General features: G+C 74.6%; 18 protein-coding genes. 14 read left to right on the forward strand and 4 right to left on the reverse strand.

What is annotated here, in order from left to right; all coding sequences use genetic code 11:
* Positions 1–99 precede the first annotated feature (99 nt).
* The 6 genes from dnaJ to H958_RS0121435 are packed head-to-tail and all read left to right on the forward strand — an operon-like array spanning position 100 to position 5770.
* Entirely contained in the window at positions 100–1230 is a 1131-nt protein-coding gene (gene dnaJ / locus H958_RS0121410) for a molecular chaperone DnaJ (RefSeq protein ID WP_028060140.1), read from the forward strand.
* The gene (locus tag H958_RS43845; RefSeq protein ID WP_051324627.1) at positions 1227–1958 is read left to right on the forward strand and encodes a 50S ribosomal protein L11 methyltransferase; all 732 of its coding nucleotides are present in this window, start codon (positions 1227–1229) and stop codon (positions 1956–1958) included. Before dnaJ ends, H958_RS43845 begins: the two co-directional genes overlap by 4 nt.
* Positions 1955–2752, forward strand: coding sequence for a 50S ribosomal protein L11 methyltransferase (locus H958_RS0121420; RefSeq protein ID WP_028060142.1), 798 nt, complete (start codon positions 1955–1957; stop codon positions 2750–2752). Before H958_RS43845 ends, H958_RS0121420 begins: the two co-directional genes overlap by 4 nt.
* Positions 2753–2775: 23 nt before the next feature.
* Positions 2776–3735, forward strand: coding sequence for a pyridoxal-phosphate dependent enzyme (locus H958_RS0121425; RefSeq protein ID WP_156028124.1), 960 nt, complete (start codon positions 2776–2778; stop codon positions 3733–3735).
* On the forward strand, positions 3732–4904 hold the full coding sequence (locus tag H958_RS0121430; RefSeq protein ID WP_028060144.1) for a lysylphosphatidylglycerol synthase domain-containing protein: 1173 nt from the start codon (positions 3732–3734) through the stop codon (positions 4902–4904). The genes H958_RS0121425 and H958_RS0121430 overlap by 4 nt, the downstream gene beginning before the upstream one ends.
* A 38-nt stretch (positions 4905–4942) precedes the next feature.
* A complete protein-coding gene (locus H958_RS0121435; protein WP_028060145.1) occupies positions 4943–5770 on the forward strand; it encodes an EamA family transporter in 828 nt (275 codons plus the stop codon).
* A 564-nt stretch (positions 5771–6334) separates the two neighbouring features.
* Here the strand turns inward: H958_RS0121435 and H958_RS0121440 are convergent.
* Together H958_RS0121440 and H958_RS0121445 are read right to left on the reverse strand one after the other, a co-directional pair.
* Positions 6335–6760 carry a DUF192 domain-containing protein gene (locus tag H958_RS0121440; RefSeq protein ID WP_322090770.1) on the reverse strand — a complete coding sequence of 142 codons (426 nt, stop codon included), beginning with the start codon at positions 6758–6760 and terminating at the stop codon, positions 6335–6337.
* 197 nt (positions 6761–6957) lie between these two features.
* Positions 6958–7896 (reverse strand): AraC family transcriptional regulator, encoded by a 939-nt coding sequence (locus tag H958_RS0121445; RefSeq protein WP_028060147.1) that lies wholly within the window; start codon positions 7894–7896, stop codon positions 6958–6960.
* A gap of 81 nt (positions 7897–7977) precedes the next feature.
* Here H958_RS0121445 and H958_RS0121450 point away from each other — a divergent pair, with 81 nt between their 5' ends.
* The 3 genes from H958_RS0121450 to H958_RS48895 all read left to right on the forward strand — a co-directional run bounded on the left by H958_RS0121450 (position 7978) and on the right by H958_RS48895 (position 12399).
* A complete protein-coding gene (locus H958_RS0121450) occupies positions 7978–8763 on the forward strand; it encodes a Rossmann-fold NAD(P)-binding domain-containing protein (RefSeq protein ID WP_028060148.1) in 786 nt (261 codons plus the stop codon).
* A complete protein-coding gene (locus H958_RS39365) occupies positions 8760–9332 on the forward strand; it encodes a cupin domain-containing protein (RefSeq protein ID WP_051324629.1) in 573 nt (190 codons plus the stop codon). Before H958_RS0121450 ends, H958_RS39365 begins: the two co-directional genes overlap by 4 nt.
* 247 nt (positions 9333–9579) lie before the next feature.
* Entirely contained in the window at positions 9580–12399 is a 2820-nt protein-coding gene (locus tag H958_RS48895) for an ATP-binding protein (RefSeq protein ID WP_304412495.1), read from the forward strand.
* Here H958_RS48895 and H958_RS0121465 read toward each other — a convergent pair.
* Positions 12375–12584, reverse strand: a complete 210-nt coding sequence (locus tag H958_RS0121465) for a hypothetical protein (RefSeq protein WP_028060150.1) — start codon at positions 12582–12584, stop codon at positions 12375–12377. The genes H958_RS48895 and H958_RS0121465 overlap by 25 nt on opposite strands.
* Before the next feature lie 243 nt (positions 12585–12827).
* Positions 12828–14261 (reverse strand): sensor histidine kinase, encoded by a 1434-nt coding sequence (locus H958_RS43850; protein ID WP_051324630.1) that lies wholly within the window; start codon positions 14259–14261, stop codon positions 12828–12830.
* A gap of 42 nt (positions 14262–14303) precedes the next feature.
* Here H958_RS43850 and H958_RS0121475 point away from each other — a divergent pair, with 42 nt between their 5' ends.
* From H958_RS0121475 to era, 5 genes are all read left to right on the forward strand, one after another.
* The gene (locus tag H958_RS0121475; RefSeq protein ID WP_196807481.1) at positions 14304–15164 is read left to right on the forward strand and encodes a bifunctional helix-turn-helix transcriptional regulator/GNAT family N-acetyltransferase; all 861 of its coding nucleotides are present in this window, start codon (positions 14304–14306) and stop codon (positions 15162–15164) included.
* A 139-nt stretch (positions 15165–15303) separates the two neighbouring features.
* Positions 15304–15732 (forward strand): GatB/YqeY domain-containing protein, encoded by a 429-nt coding sequence (locus tag H958_RS0121480; RefSeq protein ID WP_028060152.1) that lies wholly within the window; start codon positions 15304–15306, stop codon positions 15730–15732.
* Positions 15733–16725, forward strand: coding sequence for a PhoH family protein (locus H958_RS0121485; protein WP_028060153.1), 993 nt, complete (start codon positions 15733–15735; stop codon positions 16723–16725).
* A 12-nt stretch (positions 16726–16737) separates the two neighbouring features.
* Positions 16738–17103 (forward strand): rRNA maturation RNase YbeY, encoded by a 366-nt coding sequence (ybeY, locus tag H958_RS39375; RefSeq protein ID WP_231379333.1) that lies wholly within the window; start codon positions 16738–16740, stop codon positions 17101–17103.
* Positions 17094–17993 carry a GTPase Era gene (gene era / locus H958_RS0121495; RefSeq protein WP_028060154.1) on the forward strand — a complete coding sequence of 300 codons (900 nt, stop codon included), beginning with the start codon at positions 17094–17096 and terminating at the stop codon, positions 17991–17993. The genes ybeY and era overlap by 10 nt, the downstream gene beginning before the upstream one ends.
* Positions 17994–18016 lie beyond the last annotated feature (23 nt).

Genomic DNA, 18016 nt, shown 5'->3' on the forward strand with positions numbered 1-18016 from the left:
GCCGGCTCACGTGGCAGAACCACGCATCACCGACCGCGTCCTTGCCAGGCGGCGCCCGCGACCGCCTGGACGGCGCGCGGATTCACGAAGGGAACCACTGTGCCGCGTGACTACTACGAGGTGCTCGGCGTCCCGCGGGATGCCGACGAGGCGACGATCAAGAAGTCGTTCCGGCGGCTCGCGCGCGAGCTGCACCCGGACGTCAACGCGCACGACCCCGACGCCGAGGAGAAGTTCAAGGAGGCGGCGGAGGCCTACGAGGTCCTCTCCGACGCCGAGCGGCGCCAGACGTACGACGCGTACGGCCACGACGGCCTGCGGACCGGCGGCTTCTCGCCGAACTTCGAGGGCTTCGGCTCGATCTCGGATCTGTTCTCGGCGTTCTTCGGGCAGGGCGGCTTCGACGCGGCGTTCGGCGGGACGCGCGTGCGCGGCGGGCCCGTGCAGGGCGGCGACGTCGCGCTGGCGGCGGCGATCGACCTCGTGGAGGCGGCGCGCGGGACCAAGGTCGAGGTGTCCTACGACGCGACGACGACGTGCGAGACGTGCCGCGGCAACGGCGCGGAGCCTGGCACGCCGATCGTCACGTGCCCGAAGTGCCGCGGCGCGGGGCAGATGCAGGCGGTCCAGCGCACGCGCTTCGGCCAGATGGTCCGTACGGCGCTGTGCGACCAGTGCGGCGGCGACGGCAGGGTCGCCGAGCAGCCGTGCCACACGTGCGACGGCCGCGGGATGACGGTCGCGCAGCGGCGCGTCGAGGTCAGCGTCCCGGCCGGGATCGCCGACGGGCAGCGGATCCGCGTCACCGGACGCGGGCACGCAGGCGAGGGCGGCGGGCCCCCCGGCGACCTGTACGTCGTGGTCCGCGTGCGCGAGGACGAGCGCTTCCTGCGCGACGGCGACGACCTCGTGACCGTGGTCGACGTCGCGGCGCCGCTGGCCGCGCTGGGCGGGACGATCCCCGTGCCGACGCTCGACGGCGAGATCCCGGTGGAGATCCCCGCGGGGACGCAGCCGGGCGAGACGATCACGCTGCACGGACGCGGGATGCCCCCGCTGGGCCGCGGTCGCACCGGCGACATCCGCGTGGTCGTCTCGGTCGCGATCCCGCGCCGGCTCACCAAGCGCCAGCGCGAGCTGCTGCAAGAGCTGAACGAGTCGCTCACCGAGGACAACCTCCGCGAGGAGGAGGGCATGCTCGCCAAGCTCAAGCGGGCGCTCGCGGGGTGAGCGCCGCCGTGGCGGCGGGCGAAGGCGCGGCGCTGAAGCGCTACGTCGTACGCGTCGAGCCGGATCTCGCCGAGGCGGCGCTCGCCCGGCTGCTCGACGCGTTCCCCGCCGGGCTCGAGGAGCACGGCGACGGCGAATTCGCGGTCTACGGCGAGCCGCCGGAGCTGCCCGGGCTGATCTCGGTGCGCGAGGAGGTCGTCCCGGCCGGCTGGGCGACCGCGTACCACGCCCACCTCACGCGGGTCGTCGCCGGCCGCTTCGCCGTCCGCCCCCCGTGGGTCGAGGGCGAGCCGGACGACCTCGTGATCGACCCGGGCACCGCGTTCGGCGCGGGCACCCATCCCACGACGCGGATGTGCCTCGAGCTGCTGCCCGAGGGGTCCGGCGGGTTCGCCGACTGGGGTGCCGGCACCGGCGTGCTCGCACTCGCCGCGACGCGGCTCGGGTTCGCCCCGGTGCTGGCGATCGACCTCGACGCGGCGGCGATCACCGCCGCACCGGGCGTCGAGCGCCTCGCCCTCGACCTCACGCGCGAACGGGCTCCCTATGCGCCCGTCGTCGTCGCCAACCTGACGCTGCCGCTGCTGGAGGCGGCGGCGCGGGTCCAGGAGCGTCCCGACCTGCTGATCGCGTCGGGGCTGCTCGCCGGCCAGGCGCTCGAGGCGTGGGACCTGCGCGAGCGCGAGCGCCGCGAGCTCGACGGCTGGGCGGCCGTGGTGCTCGCTTGATCCGCGTCGCCGTTCGCGTCGCGCGCGAGCACGCCGAGCCGGTGCTGGCCGAACTGCTCGAGCTCGTGCCGGGCGGACTCGAGGAGCGCGAGGTCGATCCCGCCACCGTCGAGTACGTGCTCTACGGCGCCGAGGGCGAGCTGCCGGCGCTGGGCAGCATCCGCGCCGCCGCGGGCCCCGCGCTGGTGGACGTCAGCACGAGCCAGGTGCCGGACGACTGGGACGAGCGCTGGCGCTCCTTCCACACGGCGCTCGACGTCGGGCCGGTCCGCGTCCGCCCGCCGTGGGAGCCGCCCCGCGCGGGCGCGCTCGACGTCGTGATCGATCCGGGGCAGGCGTTCGGGACCGGCTCGCATCCGACGACGCGGCTCGTGCTCGAGCTGCTGACGACGCTCGAGCCCGCGGGCGCGCTCGCCGACTGGGGCTGCGGCAGCGGCATCCTCGCGATCGCGGCGGCGAAGCTCGGATGGGCGCCGGTGCTCGGCTGCGACCACGACCCGGCCGCGGTCGAGGCGACGATCGCGGGTGCCGCGGCGAACGAGGTCGAGATCGCGGTGTCGCGCTGCGACCTGCGCCGCGAGGAAGGCCCGCACGCGCCAACCGTGCTCGCCAATCTCGTCCGCCCGCTGCTGCTCGACGTCGCGGCCACCCTCACCCGCCCGCCGGAGCGCCTGATCGCATCCGGTCTGCATCCGGGCGAAGTCGGCGAGGTCGCGGCGGCGTTCGCGGGCCTGCGCGAGGCGCGGCGCGTCGAGCGCGGCGGCTGGGCCGCCGTCGAGCTCGTGCGGGTCTAGCGCTCTACCTACACTTCCTGACGTTGCCGTCCATTTCGCTCGCCGATGTCATCGCGGCCTCCGAGCGCCTCGAGGGCGTCGCGAACCGCACCCCTGTGCTGACCGCGCGCTCGCTCGACGAGGCGACCGGTGCCGACCGGGTGCTGCTAAAGGCAGAGAACCTCCAGCGCGTCGGCGCGTTCAAGTTCCGCGGCGCCTACAACGCGGTCGCCTGCCTGCGGCCCGACGAGCGTGCCCGGGGCGTCGCGACGGTCTCCTCCGGCAATCACGCGCAGGCGGTGGCGCTCGCCGCGCGCCTGCACGAGATCCCCGCGGTGATCCTGATGCCCGAGGACGCGCCCACGGGCAAGCTCGCGGCGACGCGCGGATACGGCGCCGAGGTCGTGCTGTTCGACCGCTACGCCGAGGACCGCGAGGCGCTGCTGGCCGCGCTGGCGCAGGAGCGCGGGGTCGTGCCGATCCACCCCTATGACGACCTGAACGTGATGGCGGGGCAGGGGACCGTCGCGCTCGAGCTGATCCGGGACGCCGGGCCGATCGACGTCCTGCTCGTGTGCCTGGGCGGCGGCGGCCTGCTCTCCGGCTGCGCGACCGCGGTCGCCGGGCTCTCGCCCACGACGCGCGTGATCGGGGTCGAGCCGGAGGCGGGCGACGACTTCGTGCGCTCGCTGGCGGCGGGTGAGCGCGTGCGCATCCCGGTGCCGCGGACGATCGCCGACGGCCAGCAGCTGCCGATCCCCGGCGAGCTGACGTTCCCGATCGTGCAGGAGCTCGTCAGCGAGGTCGTGACCGTGAGCGACGAGGAGATCATCGCCGCGATGCGGTTCCTGTTCGAGCGCGTCAAGACGGTGGCGGAGCCGAGCGGCGCGTGCGCGCTGGCGGCGCTGCTGTCCGGGAAGGTCGACGTGGCCGGCGCGCGCGTGGGGGTGACGATCTCGGGCGGCAACGTCACCGCTGAGCGGTTCGCGGAGCTGGTCGGGTGAGGTTCGCCCTCTTCCAGCACGGCTGGCACTGGCCCGTCGTCGTCGTGGCGGTCGTCGCCGTGCTCGGCGTCGTGTGCGTGATCGCGGCGGGGAAGTCCGAGCGCGAGTGGCTCGGCGATCGCCGCGAGCGGCTCAAGCGCGTCGCATGGATCGCTGTCGGGCTGATCGTGGTGGCGCTGCTCGCGACGCAGCTGAACAAGGTCGGCGGGATGCTCAGGCGCATCCAGGACGGCGATCCGCTGTGGCTCGCGCTCGGCGTCGGGATCGAGGCGTTCTCGTTCCTCGGGTACGTCGCGCTCGTCAAGGAGGTGTTCGGGCCGCACGCGCCGCGGCTGAACTGGCCGGCGGCGGTCGAGATCACGTTCGGCGGCGTCGTCGCGACGCGGCTGTTCTCGGCGGCCGGGGCGGGCGGGATCGCGTTCACGACCTGGGCGCTGCGCGCGGCCGGGATGGCGACGCGGACCGCCGCGGAGATGATCGCCGCGTTCCTGGCGATCATGTACCTGCCGTACGTGCTCGCCTGCATCTTCGGCGGCCTGGGCGGCGGTGCGCCGGCGGCCGTCGTGTGGGTCGGCGTCGGGCTCGGCGTCGTCGCCCTGGGCGCGGCCGCCGCGATCACGCTGGTGCCCGGCGACCTCGAGCGCCGGACGCGGCGGATGGCCACCGGTCACGGACGCGGCGCCCGGCTGGCGGCGCGCGCGGCGTCGATTCCGGAGGTCGCGGGCAAGGCCGCGCGCACCGCGGCGGGGCTGGTGCGCGAGCGGCCGTCGCTGCTCGGCTGGGCACTGCTCTGGTGGGCGGCGGACGTCGCCGTGCTCGACGTCTGCTTCCGCGCGTTCGGCGACGCGCCCGCGCTCGGCGTCCTGATCCTCGGCTACTTCCTCGGGCACATCGGCAACCTCGTGCCGGTGCCCGGCGGGATCGGCGGCGTGGAGGGCGGGATGGTCGGCGTCTTCGTCGCCTGCGGGATGCCGATCTCGCTCGCGATCGTCGGCACGATCGCCTACCAGCTGATCTCGACGTGGCTGCCGGTGGCGCCGGGGCTCGCGGCGTACTGGAGCCTGCGGCGCCGGATCGCCCGCTGGCGGGAGGCGGACGGCGTCGCGGACGAGGACGCGTCCGTCGCGCGGGCGCCCCGCCCTTCGGGCGAGCCCGCCCTGGACCGCTAGCAGCGCCGATCCTCCCGCGCGTCTACTGTCGCGGGGCCATGAGCACGACCGCGCTCATCCTCGTGCTCTCCTCGGCCGCGCTGCACGCCGCCTGGAACGCCCTCGTCGCCGGCGCGCGCGACACCTATACGACGACCGCCGTCGCGCTCGCCGCCGGCGTGCTCGTGTTCGCCGTCCCCGCCGCGATCAGCTGGGACGTCGATGCCGCGGCGTGGCCGTACATCGCCGCATCGGCCGCGCTCGAGCTCACCTACTTCGCGCTCCTCGCCGCCGTCTACGGGCGCGCCGACTACACGTTCGCCTACCCCGTCGCCCGCGGGACGGCGCCCGTCCTGGTGCTCGCGGTCTCGGTCGCGTTCCTGGGTGCGCCGGTCGGGCTCCTCGCCGCGCTGGGCGTGCTCGCGGTCACGGCCGGCGTCATGCTCGTCCGGGGGATCGGCCCGAGCTCCGCGGACGCCGCGGCGCTGCTGCTCGCGCTTGGCGTCGGCGCGTGCATCGCGGGCTACACGCTCGTCGACGACCACGGCGTCCGCCACGCCGAGCCGATCCCGTACTTCGAGGCCGTCCTCGTCCTCAGCGCGCTGCCGTACATCGCGGCGGTCGCGCTCGCCCGCGGGGGCGCGGCGCTGCGCGCGGCCGCCGATCGCCGCGCCATCCCCGCCGGGGCGGCGATGGTCGCCGCCTACCTGCTCGTGCTCGCCGCGCTGGAGCGGGCCGAGGCCGCGCCGGTCGCGGCGCTGCGGGAGACGAGCGTCGTGATGGCCGCCGCAGGCGCCGCGATCGCCGGTCGCGAGCGGGTCCCCGCCTCGCGCGTGGCCGGCGCCGCGCTCGTGATGGCGGGCGTCGCCGCCGTCGCGCTCGGCTGAGCTCAGCCGGCGTCGCGAGGCCTCAGCGCGCGGTCTCCGCGCGGCCGCGTCGTCGCGCCGGCGAACTGCTCGCGGTGACGAGGCGGGTCAGATCGGCGCGCGATCCGCGAGGCCGCACGGGGGCCTAGCGCGGGGTCTCCGCGCGGCCGCGTCGTCGCGCCGGCGAACTGCTCGCGGTAACGGAGGCGGGTCAGATCGGCGCGCGATTCGCGAGGCCGCGCGGGGAGACGCGCGATCGGGGCGCCCGCGCGGGGAGACCCGCGCGATCGGGGCGCCCGCGCGGGGAGACCCGCGCGATCGGGGCGCCCGCGCGGGTCGTCCGCGCGATCCGGGCGCCCGCCCCGGGGAGCCGCACGACCGGCGCGTCCGCCCACGCAGACCGCGCGCGGGCCGTCGCGCCCCATGACCCGCCTCCCTCGAAGCTCGACCCGCCGCCGTGACCCCGCGGACGGTCCTCGTCGCGGGCGGGCGGGCGATGAAGCGGCCGGAGGGGTGCGGATGGAGACGCGGTTGACGAGCGTTCCGGCATGAGGTGCGGGACCCGACCGGGACGCGGGTCCTCTGCTAGGCCCCGAGGCCCGCGGCGAGGAAGGCGTCGCCGGTGCCGGCGCCGGCCTCGACGACCGAGCGCGCGCGCAGGCAGGACCTCATCCGTCCCGGCGGCACGCCGCGGTCCACGCGCACCACGCGGCCGTCGCGGTCGAGCCAGATCAGGTCGAGCGCGAACCGCATCGTGACGGTGTGGACGGAGCGGCAGCGCGGGATGTGGAGCGCCAGCGTCGGCGGGAGCGCGTCGAGCATCGCGAGCCCCTTCATCCGCGACCGGCGCGTCGTCGCCTCAGCCACCCGCAGGCCGCCCCGCAGATCGCGCGCGGGAAGGCCGTCGAGGCGCGGGCACGAGTCAGCCGGTGCAGGACTCACAGGTTCTGCCGCCCCCGCTCGGGCGGCGGCGGGGTGTAGGGGGCCGCGAGCTGCCACCGCCGCTCGCACGGGGAGCGATCGTCACGGCCGTGCGGGCGCAACCCCCGCGCGGGACCACGATCGCTGCGATGGCCGTGATGGCGACAAGCAGGAGTACCACTTCCGTTTCGTCCTTCATATCGTGCCAGCTGGATCGGCCCTGGCGGCCTGCTCGCCGGGCGTGCCCTCCGCCGCCGCACGTGCCCGCTTCGATCTCTGGGCGCTCGTCACGCCGCCGCGAGACGGCGGTGCTCCTGGGGGCTGACCCCGCGCAGGCGCTTGAACGCGGTGCTGAGCGCGAACGGGCTTCCGTAGCCGACCTGCGCGGCGACCGAGCCGACGGTCGCGCCCGGCTCGCGCAGGAGGTCGGCGGCGAGGGCGATGCGCCAGCCGGTGAGGAACGCCATCGGCGGCTCTCCCACGAGCTCGTTGAAGCGGCGGGCGAGCGCGGCGCGGGACACGCCGGCCGCGCCGGCCAGCTCGGCGATCGTCCACGGGTGCGCCGGGTCGTGGTGCAGCATCCGCAGCGCGCGGCCGACGATCGGGTCGCCGTAGGCGCGGTACCAGCCCGGCGCCTGCGCCTCGGGGCGCGCGAACCAGGCGCGCAGGACCGCGATCAGCAGCAGGTCCAGCAGGCGGTCGAGCACCGCCTCCTGCCCGGGTTCGTCCTTGACGATCTCGTCGGCCAGCAGCGGCACGAGCGGGCAGTCCCAGTCGTCGTCGCGCAGCACGAGCATTCGCGGGAGCGCGCGCAGCAGGCGCCCGCTCACCTCGCCCTCGAACAGGTAGGTGCCGGTCAGCAGCTCGGTCTCGCCCGTAACGGCGTTGCCCCAGGTGCGCACGCCGAGGTCGCTCATCGGGCTCACGTCGGCGCCGTCAGGCGTCACGCAGCGCTCGCCGGGAATGATGTGCATCTGCGGCTCGGTCGCCGGGTCGTCGCTGACGACGTAGTGGTCCGGCCCGAGGATGACCGCGACGTCGCCCTGTTCCAGCCGCTCCGGCCGCGCGTCCGTGAACGCGATCCATGCGTGGCCGCGCACGACGGCGACCAGCGTGAGCGGTGCCTCGTCGCGGATCAGCAGCGACCACGGCGGGTTCATGCTCGAGCGCAGCAGGAAGGCGCCCCGGGCGCGCGGCCCGTCGAGAAGCCCGGCGACGGCATCCATGTCGCAACTGTAGACGATCGCGTATGGATCCGCGCAATCGAGCCATGGACAGTCTCGGAATGCGGCGATTGACTGGTGGCCATGACGAACTTGACCCTGGTCCTCGGCGCGGGCGGCAAGACCGGTCGCCGCGTGGCCCGGCGCCTGCGCGACGGCGGCGTCGCCGTCCGCGCCGGCTCGCGCTCCGGGACGCCGCGCTTCGACTGGACCGACCGCGCGACCTGGGCGCCCGCGCTCGACGGCGCCGGCGCCGTCTACATCTCCTACTTCCCCGACCTCGCGGCGCCCGGCGCGGCCGAGACGGTCGGCGCGTTCGCCGGCCTCGCCGCGCCCCGCCGGCTCGTGCTGCTGTCCGGCCGCGGCGAGCCCGAGGCCCAGCGCGCGGAGCGCCTCGTCCGCGACGCGAGCCCGGACGCGACGATCGTGCGCTGCAGCTGGTTCGCCCAGAACTTCAGCGAGAGCTTCCTCGCCGAGCCGGTCGCCGCCGGCGCGGTGTACTTCGCGGCGGACGCGGTCCGCGAGCCGTTCGTCGACGTCGAGGACGTCGCCGACGTCGCCGCCGCGGCGCTCCCGGAGCCCGGTCACGAGGGCCGCCTGTATGAGCTGACCGGCCCGCGGCTGCTCACGTTCGCCGAGGCGGTGCGGGAGATCGCCCGCGCGACGGGCCGCGAGATCGGCTACACCCCCGTCTCCGTCGAGGACTTCACGGCGGCGATGGACGGCGAGCCCGAGGATGTCGTCGCGCTCGTGACCTACCTCGTGACCGAGGTGCTGGACGGCCGCAACGAACGGCTCGCGGACGGCGTCCGAGAGGCGCTCGGCCGCGAGCCGCGCGACTTCGCCGAGTACGCGGTGACGCTCCGATGATCCGTCCGGGCGACACGCTGGAGAACCCCGTCACGGGGGAGCGCTTCACGTTCACCCACACGGCCGCCTCCACCGGTGGCGAGCTGCTCGCGTTCGACTTCGCGCTGCGGCGTGGCGGCGCGGTCCCGATCGCGCACGTCCACCCGATCCAGACCGAGCGCTTCGAGGTCACGTCCGGGCGGATGCGCTTCCGCGTCGGCCGGAGAACGGTCATCGCCGGCCCGGGCGACGTGGTCGACATCGAACCCGGCGTCGTGCACTCGTTCGCCAATGCGGGCGACACCGAGGCGACGCTGCGGGTCGAGGTCCGCCCGGCGCTGCGGATGGAGGAGATGTTCGCCGAGGTGGTCGCGCTCGCCAAAGCGGGCCGGATGACCAGGCGCGGCCTGCCGCGCAACCCGCTCGAGCTCGCCGTGCTCGCGCGCACCTACGACCAGGAGGCTCACGCGCCGCTGCTCGGCGCCGGCGTCCAGCGCGCGCTGCTCGCGCCGCTCGTGCTGTGGGCCCGCCATCCTCGCGCCGGAACCGCGCTCGCGGCGCTCATGGGTGTCGCAACGCTCACCGGATGAAACGCCACTGAGACTCCGCGGTCTCGTCGCCGGGCTTTCGGTCACGCTCGGCCTCGGATCAGGGGGTGCCTTACGAACCTTCGAACCATTCGAAGGTTCGTCGCACACCCCTGCCGCCGGGCCCGAGAAGGCGCGGCGCGAAGACGCGCGGCGGGGAGCAAGCTGACTTCGAACTACTCGGCCAGCCGGTTGATCGACAGGCGGCGTGCGACGATGCTGGAGGTATCGAACAGAAAGCAGGTCGGTTGTGCGAAGGGCGATTCCTGCAGCAGAGTTCGTCGGGAGGTCCCGCGAGCTGGCGGTGTTGCACGAGGCGCTCGAAGCCGCCCGGGCAGGCGCGCCGCCCATGCTCGTGGTCCACGGCGAGGCAGGCATCGGCAAGACGCGCACGATCGCCGAGTTCGCCCGCGCCGCCGAGGACGACGGCGCCGCCGTGCTGTGGGGGACGTGCTACCAGGGCTGCCTCACGTATCCGTACGGGCCGTGGGCGCAGGCGCTCGGCGCGTACCTGGACGGCGTGCCCGGCGACCGCGTCGCGAGCGTGCTGGGCGTTGACGCCGCCGCGCTCGCGCAGCTGCTGCCGCCGCCGGCGCGGCTCGCCGCCCTTCCCGCGCTCCCGCCCGGCCAGGGGCGGCTGCGGCTCTACGAGGCGGTCGTGCGCTGCCTGCAGGCGATCGAGCGCACGCCAGTGCTCGTGCTCGACGACATCCAGTGGGCCGACGCCGACTCGCTCGACCTGCTCGTCCACGTCGCGCGCTTCGCGACCCGCCCGCTGATCGTGCTCGCCCATCGCGGCGGCGACCTCGACCCAGCCGATCCCGTCACCCAGCGGCTCGCCGAGATCTCGCGCCACCGCGAGAGCGATCACGTGCCGCTCGAGAGCCTCCCGCGCGACGAGGCCGGCGTGCTGCTCGAGCACGTCGCCCAGCGCCGCGTCGGCAACGACACGCTGACGGCGATCTACGACGAGAGCGGCGGGAATCCGTTCTTCCTCGGCGAGCTCGGCCGTCACCTGCAGCGCCGCGGGCAGGACCCCGGGGCGCCGGGCTGGCGGCCGCCGGCGACCGTGCGCCAAGCGGTCGGCCTGCGGCTCGCCGGGCTCTCGAAGGCGACGCGCGAGATGCTGCAGCTGGCCGCGGTGTTCACGTCGGGCTTCGGCTTCGTCGAGCTGTCGGCGCTCACCGGCCTCGACGAGGCGGCGCTGCTCGACTGCCTGGACGAGGCGCTCGCGGCCGAGGTGCTCGAGCCCGCCGGCCCCGAGCGCTACGACTTCGCGCACGCGCTCGTGCGGCACACGCTCTACGACCGCTTCAGCCCCAGCCGGCGTGCGCGCATCCACCGGCGCCTCGCGGAGGCGCTCGAGCGCACGCACGGCGCTCAGCTGGGGGCCGAGATCGCGCGCCAGTACCGCGCGTCGGCCACGTTCCCGGGCGCCGAGGCCGGCGTGCCGTACGCGATCGCGGCCGCCGCCGCGGCGAGCGCGGTCCCGGCGCCGGCCGAGGCGGAGGAGCTCCTCGAGATCGCGCTCGCGCTCGACACGGGCGCGCAGCGCGCCGGCATCCTCGGCCGGCTCGCGCTCGCGCGCGCCGAGGCGGGCCGGCACGCGGAGGCGGTCGCGACGCTCACCGCCGCGCTGGACCTGATGAGCAAGGGCGAGGAGATCGCCACGCTGATCCAGCGGGTGCTGACCGTGCTGCAGGACGGGCTGGCCGACCAGGCGAGCCTGGACCCGCTGATCGCGCGCGGGCTCGCCGCGCTCGGCGATCGCCATGGGCTCGCGTGGGCGCGCCTGAAGCTGCTCGAGCGCCCGACCGAGGCGATCCTCGCCGGCGACGTGCACGCGACGCGCTTCCTCGGCTTCGATCCCGAGGCCGTGCGGATCGCGCGCGTGGAGGGGACCGAGGCCGACGCGGCGCGCACGATCGACCAGTTCGCGCAATGGCCGCTGCCCGAGCTGGAGTCCTTCATGACGCGCGTCGCCGGCTGGCACGATCCGCTCGCGCGGCTGCGCGGGCTGCTGCTGCTCGGCATGAGCGCCACGGTCACGCGCTGGTCCGGCGCGTCGCTGCCCGCCGAGCAGCTGTGCGCCGAGATCGAGCTGCTCGGGGAGCGCACCGGCTCGCTTCCTGCGCGCGCGATGGCGGCCGTCTTCCGCGCCGCGATCCACGGCGCGCGCGGGGAGTTCGGCGAGTCGGTGGCTGCGCTGGACCGCGCCGCGTCGCTGATGGAGCGGCTTCCGTCCGGCCACGCCGTCACGAACATCGCGCTGCTCGTGCGCGAGCTCACGCTCCAGCACGTTGAGGCGGACTGGCCGGCGATGGGGGAGCGGATGTACGCGCTCGCGCGCCGGCGCGACCCGGGGCCGTGGTTCGGGCTGATGTGGGCGGCGATCGCGGCGCACGCGTTCGCGCGCGCCGGCCTGGAGGACCGCTCGCGCTTCGTGCTCGGCCGGATCACGCCCGCCATCTCCGCCTGCGACCCGTGGGATAACGCCCAGAGCGGCGCCGTCAACTTCGCCGCCGAGGCGATCTGGGACCTGCGCGCCACCGATCTCGCCGCGCCGCTGCTGACCTGCGCCCAGGCGCTCGTCGACGCGGGCGCGGGCGACTACTACATGGCGAGCTCGGAGCTCACGGTCGCCCGCCTGCAGGCGCTGCTCGGCCACGGCGGCGGCGAGTCCTTCGACCGCGCGCGGTGCGCGACCGAGCGGCGTGACCAGCGCCCGCTGCGCGCGATCGTCGACCACGACGACGCGATCGCGCGCCAGTGGACGCGCCAGGCCGGCGCGGAGCCGCTCCTCAGATCAGCCGCGGCCCGCTTCGAGGAGCTCGGCATGAACGAGTGGGCGGGCCGCGCGCCGCCGCGGTCCGGGCTGCCCGACGGGCTGACGGCGCGCGAGGTCGAGGTGCTCCGCCTGCTCGCCGCGGGCCGGACGAACAAGGAGATCGCCTCCGAGCTCGTGCTCAGCGTCCACACCGTCGAGCGGCATCTCGCGAACGCCTATCGCAAGATCTCGGTGCGCAACCGCGCGGACGCGACCGCCTACGTGCTGCGGTCGGGGCTGTGAGCGCACCGGGCGAGCTCGTCCTGGGCCCAGTCGGCGAGGTCCTGAGCCGCGCGGTAGGCGACATAGCCCGCCGCGTCGCGATCGCGTCGCCACTGCTCGTAGGCCTCGCGGGCGTGCGCCTGGGCGCGCCGCCACATCAGCATCGGCTCGTCTTCGACGAGCGCTGGAGTCTCGGCGAGATGCATCAGCCGGTCTCCTTCGGACAGATCAGGAGCGAGAGCTCCACCAGCCGCCGCTGCGAGGGCGATCCGCCCGGAGACACAAGGACGTGCCGCTGACCGTGCGGCTGCGTCTCCGGACGTGAGCGATCGCCGAACCCCCCGGCGGGCCGTATAGGTACGGACGCCATGCGAAGGGTTGTACGCCTTGCGCACAGCGATGCCATCACGGGAACCCACCATCTTCGCCGGCGGGACCATGTAGATGCGCTACGCGAGCGGCAGCACGGCGCGCACGAGCGTCCCCTCGCCGGCCGGGCTGACGACGCTCAGCTCCCCGTCCGCCGCGCCGACCCGGTCCGCCAGCCCGGACAGCCCTGACCCCGCGCCCGGGTCGGCCCCGCCCACGCCGTCGTCCTGCACCTCGACCACGAGCGCGCCATCCTCGCATCCCAGGCGCACCGTCGCGTGCGTCGCCTGCGCGTACTTGGCCACGTTGGTCAGCGCCTCGGCCACGGTGAAGTAGGCCGTCGTCTCGGCCCGTGAGGACAGCCGCTCGTCCGGCACCTCGACGATCTCGACCGGCAGCGGCGCGCGCGAGGCCAGCGCGGCGACGGCCGGCGCCAGCCCGCGCTCGGTCAGGACCGCCGGGTGGATCCCGCGCGCGAGCTCGCGCAGCTCCCCGGACGCGTCCTGCAACTCGCGCCCCATGCGGTCGAGGAACGGCAACGCCTGAGAAGGGTCCTTGGCGATCCGCCCGCGGGCCACGCGCACGTCGAGCGCGAGCGAGACGAGCCGCTGCTGCGCGCCGTCGTGCAGGTCGCGCTCGATCTTGCGCCGCGCGGCGTCGGCCGCCTCGACGATGCGGGCGCGCGAGGCGCGCAGCTCCTCGGTGCGCGCCGCCTCGATCTTGCGCCGCAGCAGCGCCTCCTGCGCCGCCCGCCGCTCGGTGATGTCGAACAGCGCGCCGTCGAGCCACAGCCTCCCGCCAGGGCCGGGGACGAGCTGGCCGCGGTCGAGGACCCAGCGGACCTCGCCGTCGGCGCACACGATCCGGTACTCGAGCGAGAAAGAGCCGAACCCCTCGCGCGCGCGGTCGATCGCCTCGAGCACGAGCGCGCGGTCGTCGCGGTGGACGAGGCTGAGCAGCGTGCGCTTCTGACTGGCGAGGAAGTTGCCCGCGGGATAGCCGGAGATGCGCTCGATCTCGTCGCTGATCAGCTCCAGCGCGTGGCCCGCGTGCCACGCCGAGCGGTAGATCGCGCCGGGAACGTTGACCATCAGCGCGCGCAGCAGCGCGTCGTCTGATCGGTTGCGCGCGGCGCGCAGGCCGGCGCGGGCGCGGACGATCAGCTCGGCGCGCGAGAACGGGCGCTGCAGGTAGTCGTCGGCTCCCGCGTCCAGCGCGGCGTCCGCGGCGCGGCCGCGCGCCGCCACCGTGATCACGAGCAGCCACGCGTCGCCGAGGCGCGGGTCGGCGCGCAGCTTGCGGCACGCGGCGGGCGCGTCGAGGCCGCCGGGCTCGCGGTCGACGACGACGAGGTCGGCCGCCTCCTCGTCGAGCGCGGCGAGCGCGTCCTCCAGCCGCCGGGCGCCGCGCGGGAGGTGTCCGGCGGAGCGCAGCCACGGGTGGACCTCCGGCTCGATCGCGCCGACGAGCAGGACGCTGGAGCGGCGGCGGCGGACGGGCTCCGAGGTCGTCACTCCCCGATTATGCCGCCGAGGAGTAGTCTCTGACTTGAGTCAGTGATCTCCGAGCAAGATATCGCCCGCGTCCGCAGCTTCAATCGGCTCGTCACCCGCCAGGTCGGCGCGCTCAACGACCGCTATCTCGGCCACCGGCCGCTCGGCGAGTGCCGCGTGCTGTTCGAGATCGGCGCCGCCGGCGCGACGCCGCGCGAGATCCGGATCCGCCTGGGACTGGACTCCGGCTACCTCTCGCGCATGCTGCGCGCGCTCCAGCGCGACGGCCTGGTCGAGGCCGAGCCCGATCCCGCGGACCGCCGCACCAAGCGCCTGCGCCTCACGGCCACCGGCGAGGCCGAGGCGAAGGAGCTCGACCGCATCTCCGACGAGCTCGCGGCGTCCGCGCTCGCGCCGCTCAGCGAGGCGCAGCGCGAGCGGCTGCTGCGCGCGCAGTCCGAGGTGCGGCGACTGCTCGCGCTCTCGATGGTGACGATCGAGCGCGAGGACCCGGAGGCGCCCGGCGCGCGCTGGTGCCTGCAGCACTACTTCGCGGAGCTCGGCGAGCGCTTCGGGCTCGATCCCGCGCGCACGCTGCCCGCCGAGGGCGAGGACCTCACGTTCCTGCTCGCGCGCCTCAGCGGCCAGCCCGCCGGCTGCGGCGTACTCAAGACGCTCGCGCCCGGCACGGGGGAGATCATGCGCATGTGGGTGGACCGCCCGCACCGGGGCCTCGGCATCGCCGCGCGGCTGCTCGACGCGCTCGAGGCGCGCGCCGCCGAGCTCGGCCACGCCGCCGTCCGGCTCTACACCAACGGCGCGCTGGAGGAGGCGCAGGCGCTCTACCGCGCGCGCGGGTACGCGGAGATCGGCCGCTACAACGACGATCCCTACGCCGAGCGCTGGTTCGAGAAGCGCCTCTAGGTGCCGCGGCTCCGGGCGCCATGCGCGAGGCCGCGAAGCTCCGACGCGACCTTCGCCCGGGACGGGTCCTAGGACTCAAACCGGGACCGGTCCCAAGGTCCAGTAGGACCTGTCCGGACCCTCCGTACACTGGACGTGGGTGCAGATCGCCGATCGCATCAAGGCGGACGTGACCACTGCCATGAAGGCGGGGGAGCGCGAACGCGTGACGGCGCTCCGGCTCGTGCTCTCCGAGCTGCAGAAGGCGGCGAAGGAGGGCGACGCGGACGAGCTGGCGGTGCTGCGGCGCGAGCGCAAGCGCCGCCGTGAGGCCGAGACCGCCTACCGCGAAGCCGGCCGCGAGGATCTCGCGACCGGCGAGGCGTTCGAGGCGCGGGCGATCGAGGCCTACCTGCCGGCCGAGCTGTCCGACGAGGAGCTCTCGGCGCTCGTGGCGACCGCGATCGCGGAGACCGGCGCGTCGTCGCCGCGTGACATGGGCCAGGTGATCAAGCACGTGATGGGAGCCGCCGGCGGCCGCGCCGACGGGAAGCGGGTCTCGACAAAGGTGAAGGAAGCGCTCAACTAGATGGCAAGAAGGCAGCTCGAGGTATCCAATGAAGTGGCGGCGGAGCTGGCGGGGTCGCGCGACGCGGCGCTGCGCACGCTCCAGGAGCACCTGGACTGCGAGGTGTACCTGCGCGGGAACGTCCTCACGCTCGACGGCGACGCGGAAGCGGTCCAGGCCGGCGCGACGGTGGTCCGCGAGCTGTCGAACCTCGTCGAGCGGGGGCACGACATCGGGCCCGCGACGATCGAGTCGGTCGCGCACGTGCTGGAGTCCGCGGAGTCGCCGACCAGCGTGCTGGAGGATGTCGTGTGGCGCCATCGCAACCTGCGCGTGGCGCCCAAGTCGGTCAATCAGAAGCGCTATGTCGACGCGATCCGCCGCTCGACGGTCACGTTCGGCGTCGGCCCGGCCGGCACCGGCAAGACGTTCCTCGCGATGGCGATGGCCACGGCCGCGCTCTCGCGGCGCGAGGTCAACCGGATCATCCTCACGCGCCCGGCCGTCGAGGCCGGCGAGCGCCTCGGCTTCCTGCCCGGCGACCTGATGGCCAAGGTGGACCCGTACCTGCGCCCGCTGTTCGACGCGCTCAACGACATGATGGACCCCGAGCGCGTGGCCTCGCACCTCGAGAAAGGCGTCATCGAGGTCGCCCCGCTGGCGTTCATGCGCGGGCGGACCCTCAACGACTCCTTCGTGATCCTGGACGAGGCGCAGAACACCACGCCCGAGCAGATGAAGATGTTCCTCACCCGGCTCGGGTTCGGCTCCAGGATGGTCGTGACCGGCGACGTGACGCAGGTCGACCTCCCGCGCGACCAGAAGTCCGGCCTGATCGTGGTCGGCGAGGTGCTGGAGGGCATCGAAGGCGTCGAGTTCGTGCGGTTCGGCGGCGAGGACGTGGTGCGTCACAAGCTCGTGCAGCGGATCGTCGAGGCCTACGATCAGCACGCCTCGGCCCAGGCCTCCGGGCTGCGGCCGGCGCAGCCGGACCACCGCCGGCGAAGCGCGTAGGAGGTGCTCGACGTGGAGGTGATCGGGACCGCGCTCGCGGAGGATCGGGTGAGCGAGGCGGTCGCCTACGCCGCCGCTTCGGCGGGCATCGCCGACGGGCATGTGGCGGTCGAGTTCGTCGACGCGGACCGGATCGCCGAGCTCAACGAGCAGTGGCGCGGGAAGACGGGGCCGACGGACGTCCTGTCGTTCCCGGTCGATGAAGAGGGCCCGGTGTTCGGCGCGCGGGAGCTCGGGGACGTCGTGATCTGCCCCGAGCACACGGTCGACCTGCTCGAGGCGGTCGTGCACGGCGTGCTGCATCTGACGGGCATGGACCACGAGACCGACGAGGGCGAGATGCTCGTGTTACAGGCGGAGATACGCTCATGGCTGTGACCGTCACGAGGTCAGGCTTCGTGGCGCTTGCGGGGCGCCCGAACGTCGGCAAGTCGACGCTCGTGAACGCGATGGTCGGCCAGAAGGTGGCGATCGTCTCGGACAAGCCGCAGACGACGCGGCGGGCGATTCGCGGAGTCGTGACCGTCCCGGACCAGTTCCAGCTCGTGCTGACCGACCTGCCGGGCGTGCAGCGCCCGCGCGACGAGCTGACGACGCGCATGCAGCGGCGCGTGGAGTCCGAGGTGGGGGAGGCCGACGCGGCGCTGTTCGTCGTCAACGGCGACCAGGGGGTCGGCGGCGCGGGTGACCGCTTCATCGTGGAGGCGCTGATCGCCGCCCGTGTGCCCGTCGTGATCGCCGTCAACAAGGTCGACCGGCTCAACCAGCCGCGCACGGTCCAGGCGCTGCAGGTGGCGTCCGAGCTCGGCCTGCCGGACGCCGAGGTCTTCCCGGTGTCGGCGCGCACGGGGCGCGGCGTCGCGCCGCTGCTCGACCACCTGGCCACGCTGCTGCCGGAGGGCCCGTTCTACTTCCCGCCCGACGAGGTCTCCGACCAGTCCGAGCAGGTGATGCTGGCCGAGCTCGTGCGCGAGCAGGTGCTCCTGCGCACGCGCCAGGAGGTCCCGCACGCCGTCGAGGTGCAGATCGACGAGATCGAGGAGCGCGAGGGCCTGATCGCCGTGCGCGCGCTGCTGTGGGTCGAGACGGAGTCCCAGAAGGGCATCCTCATCGGCTCGCGCGGGCGCATGATCAAGTCGATCGGGATGGCGGCGCGCAAGGAGCTCGAGCGCGAGCTCGGCGGCCACGTGCACCTGGACCTGTCGGTGCGGGTGCGCCGGTCCTGGCGCGGCGACGACGCGCTGCTGGACCGGCTCGGGATCACCTGACGGCGCGGAGCCGGAGGCGTTCG

The organism is Candidatus Solirubrobacter pratensis, from assembly GCF_000425945.1.
In the GTDB taxonomy this organism is placed as follows: domain Bacteria; phylum Actinomycetota; class Thermoleophilia; order Solirubrobacterales; family Solirubrobacteraceae; genus Solirubrobacter; species Solirubrobacter pratensis.

Excerpts from the sequence above, each read along its gene's own strand:
- H958_RS0121435 (WP_028060145.1), top strand. The coding sequence starts at position 4,943 with ATGAGCACGACCGCGCTCATCCTCGTGCTCTCCTCGGCCGCGCTGCAC.
- H958_RS0121445 (WP_028060147.1), bottom strand. The coding sequence starts at position 7,896 with ATGGATGCCGTCGCCGGGCTTCTCGACGGGCCGCGCGCCCGGGGCGCC.
- H958_RS0121450 (WP_028060148.1), top strand. The coding sequence starts at position 7,978 with ATGACGAACTTGACCCTGGTCCTCGGCGCGGGCGGCAAGACCGGTCGC.
- H958_RS39365 (WP_051324629.1), top strand. The coding sequence starts at position 8,760 with ATGATCCGTCCGGGCGACACGCTGGAGAACCCCGTCACGGGGGAGCGC.
- H958_RS0121465 (WP_028060150.1), bottom strand. The coding sequence starts at position 12,584 with ATGCATCTCGCCGAGACTCCAGCGCTCGTCGAAGACGAGCCGATGCTG.
- H958_RS0121485 (WP_028060153.1), top strand. The coding sequence starts at position 15,733 with ATGGCAAGAAGGCAGCTCGAGGTATCCAATGAAGTGGCGGCGGAGCTG.
- era (WP_028060154.1), top strand. The coding sequence starts at position 17,094 with ATGGCTGTGACCGTCACGAGGTCAGGCTTCGTGGCGCTTGCGGGGCGC.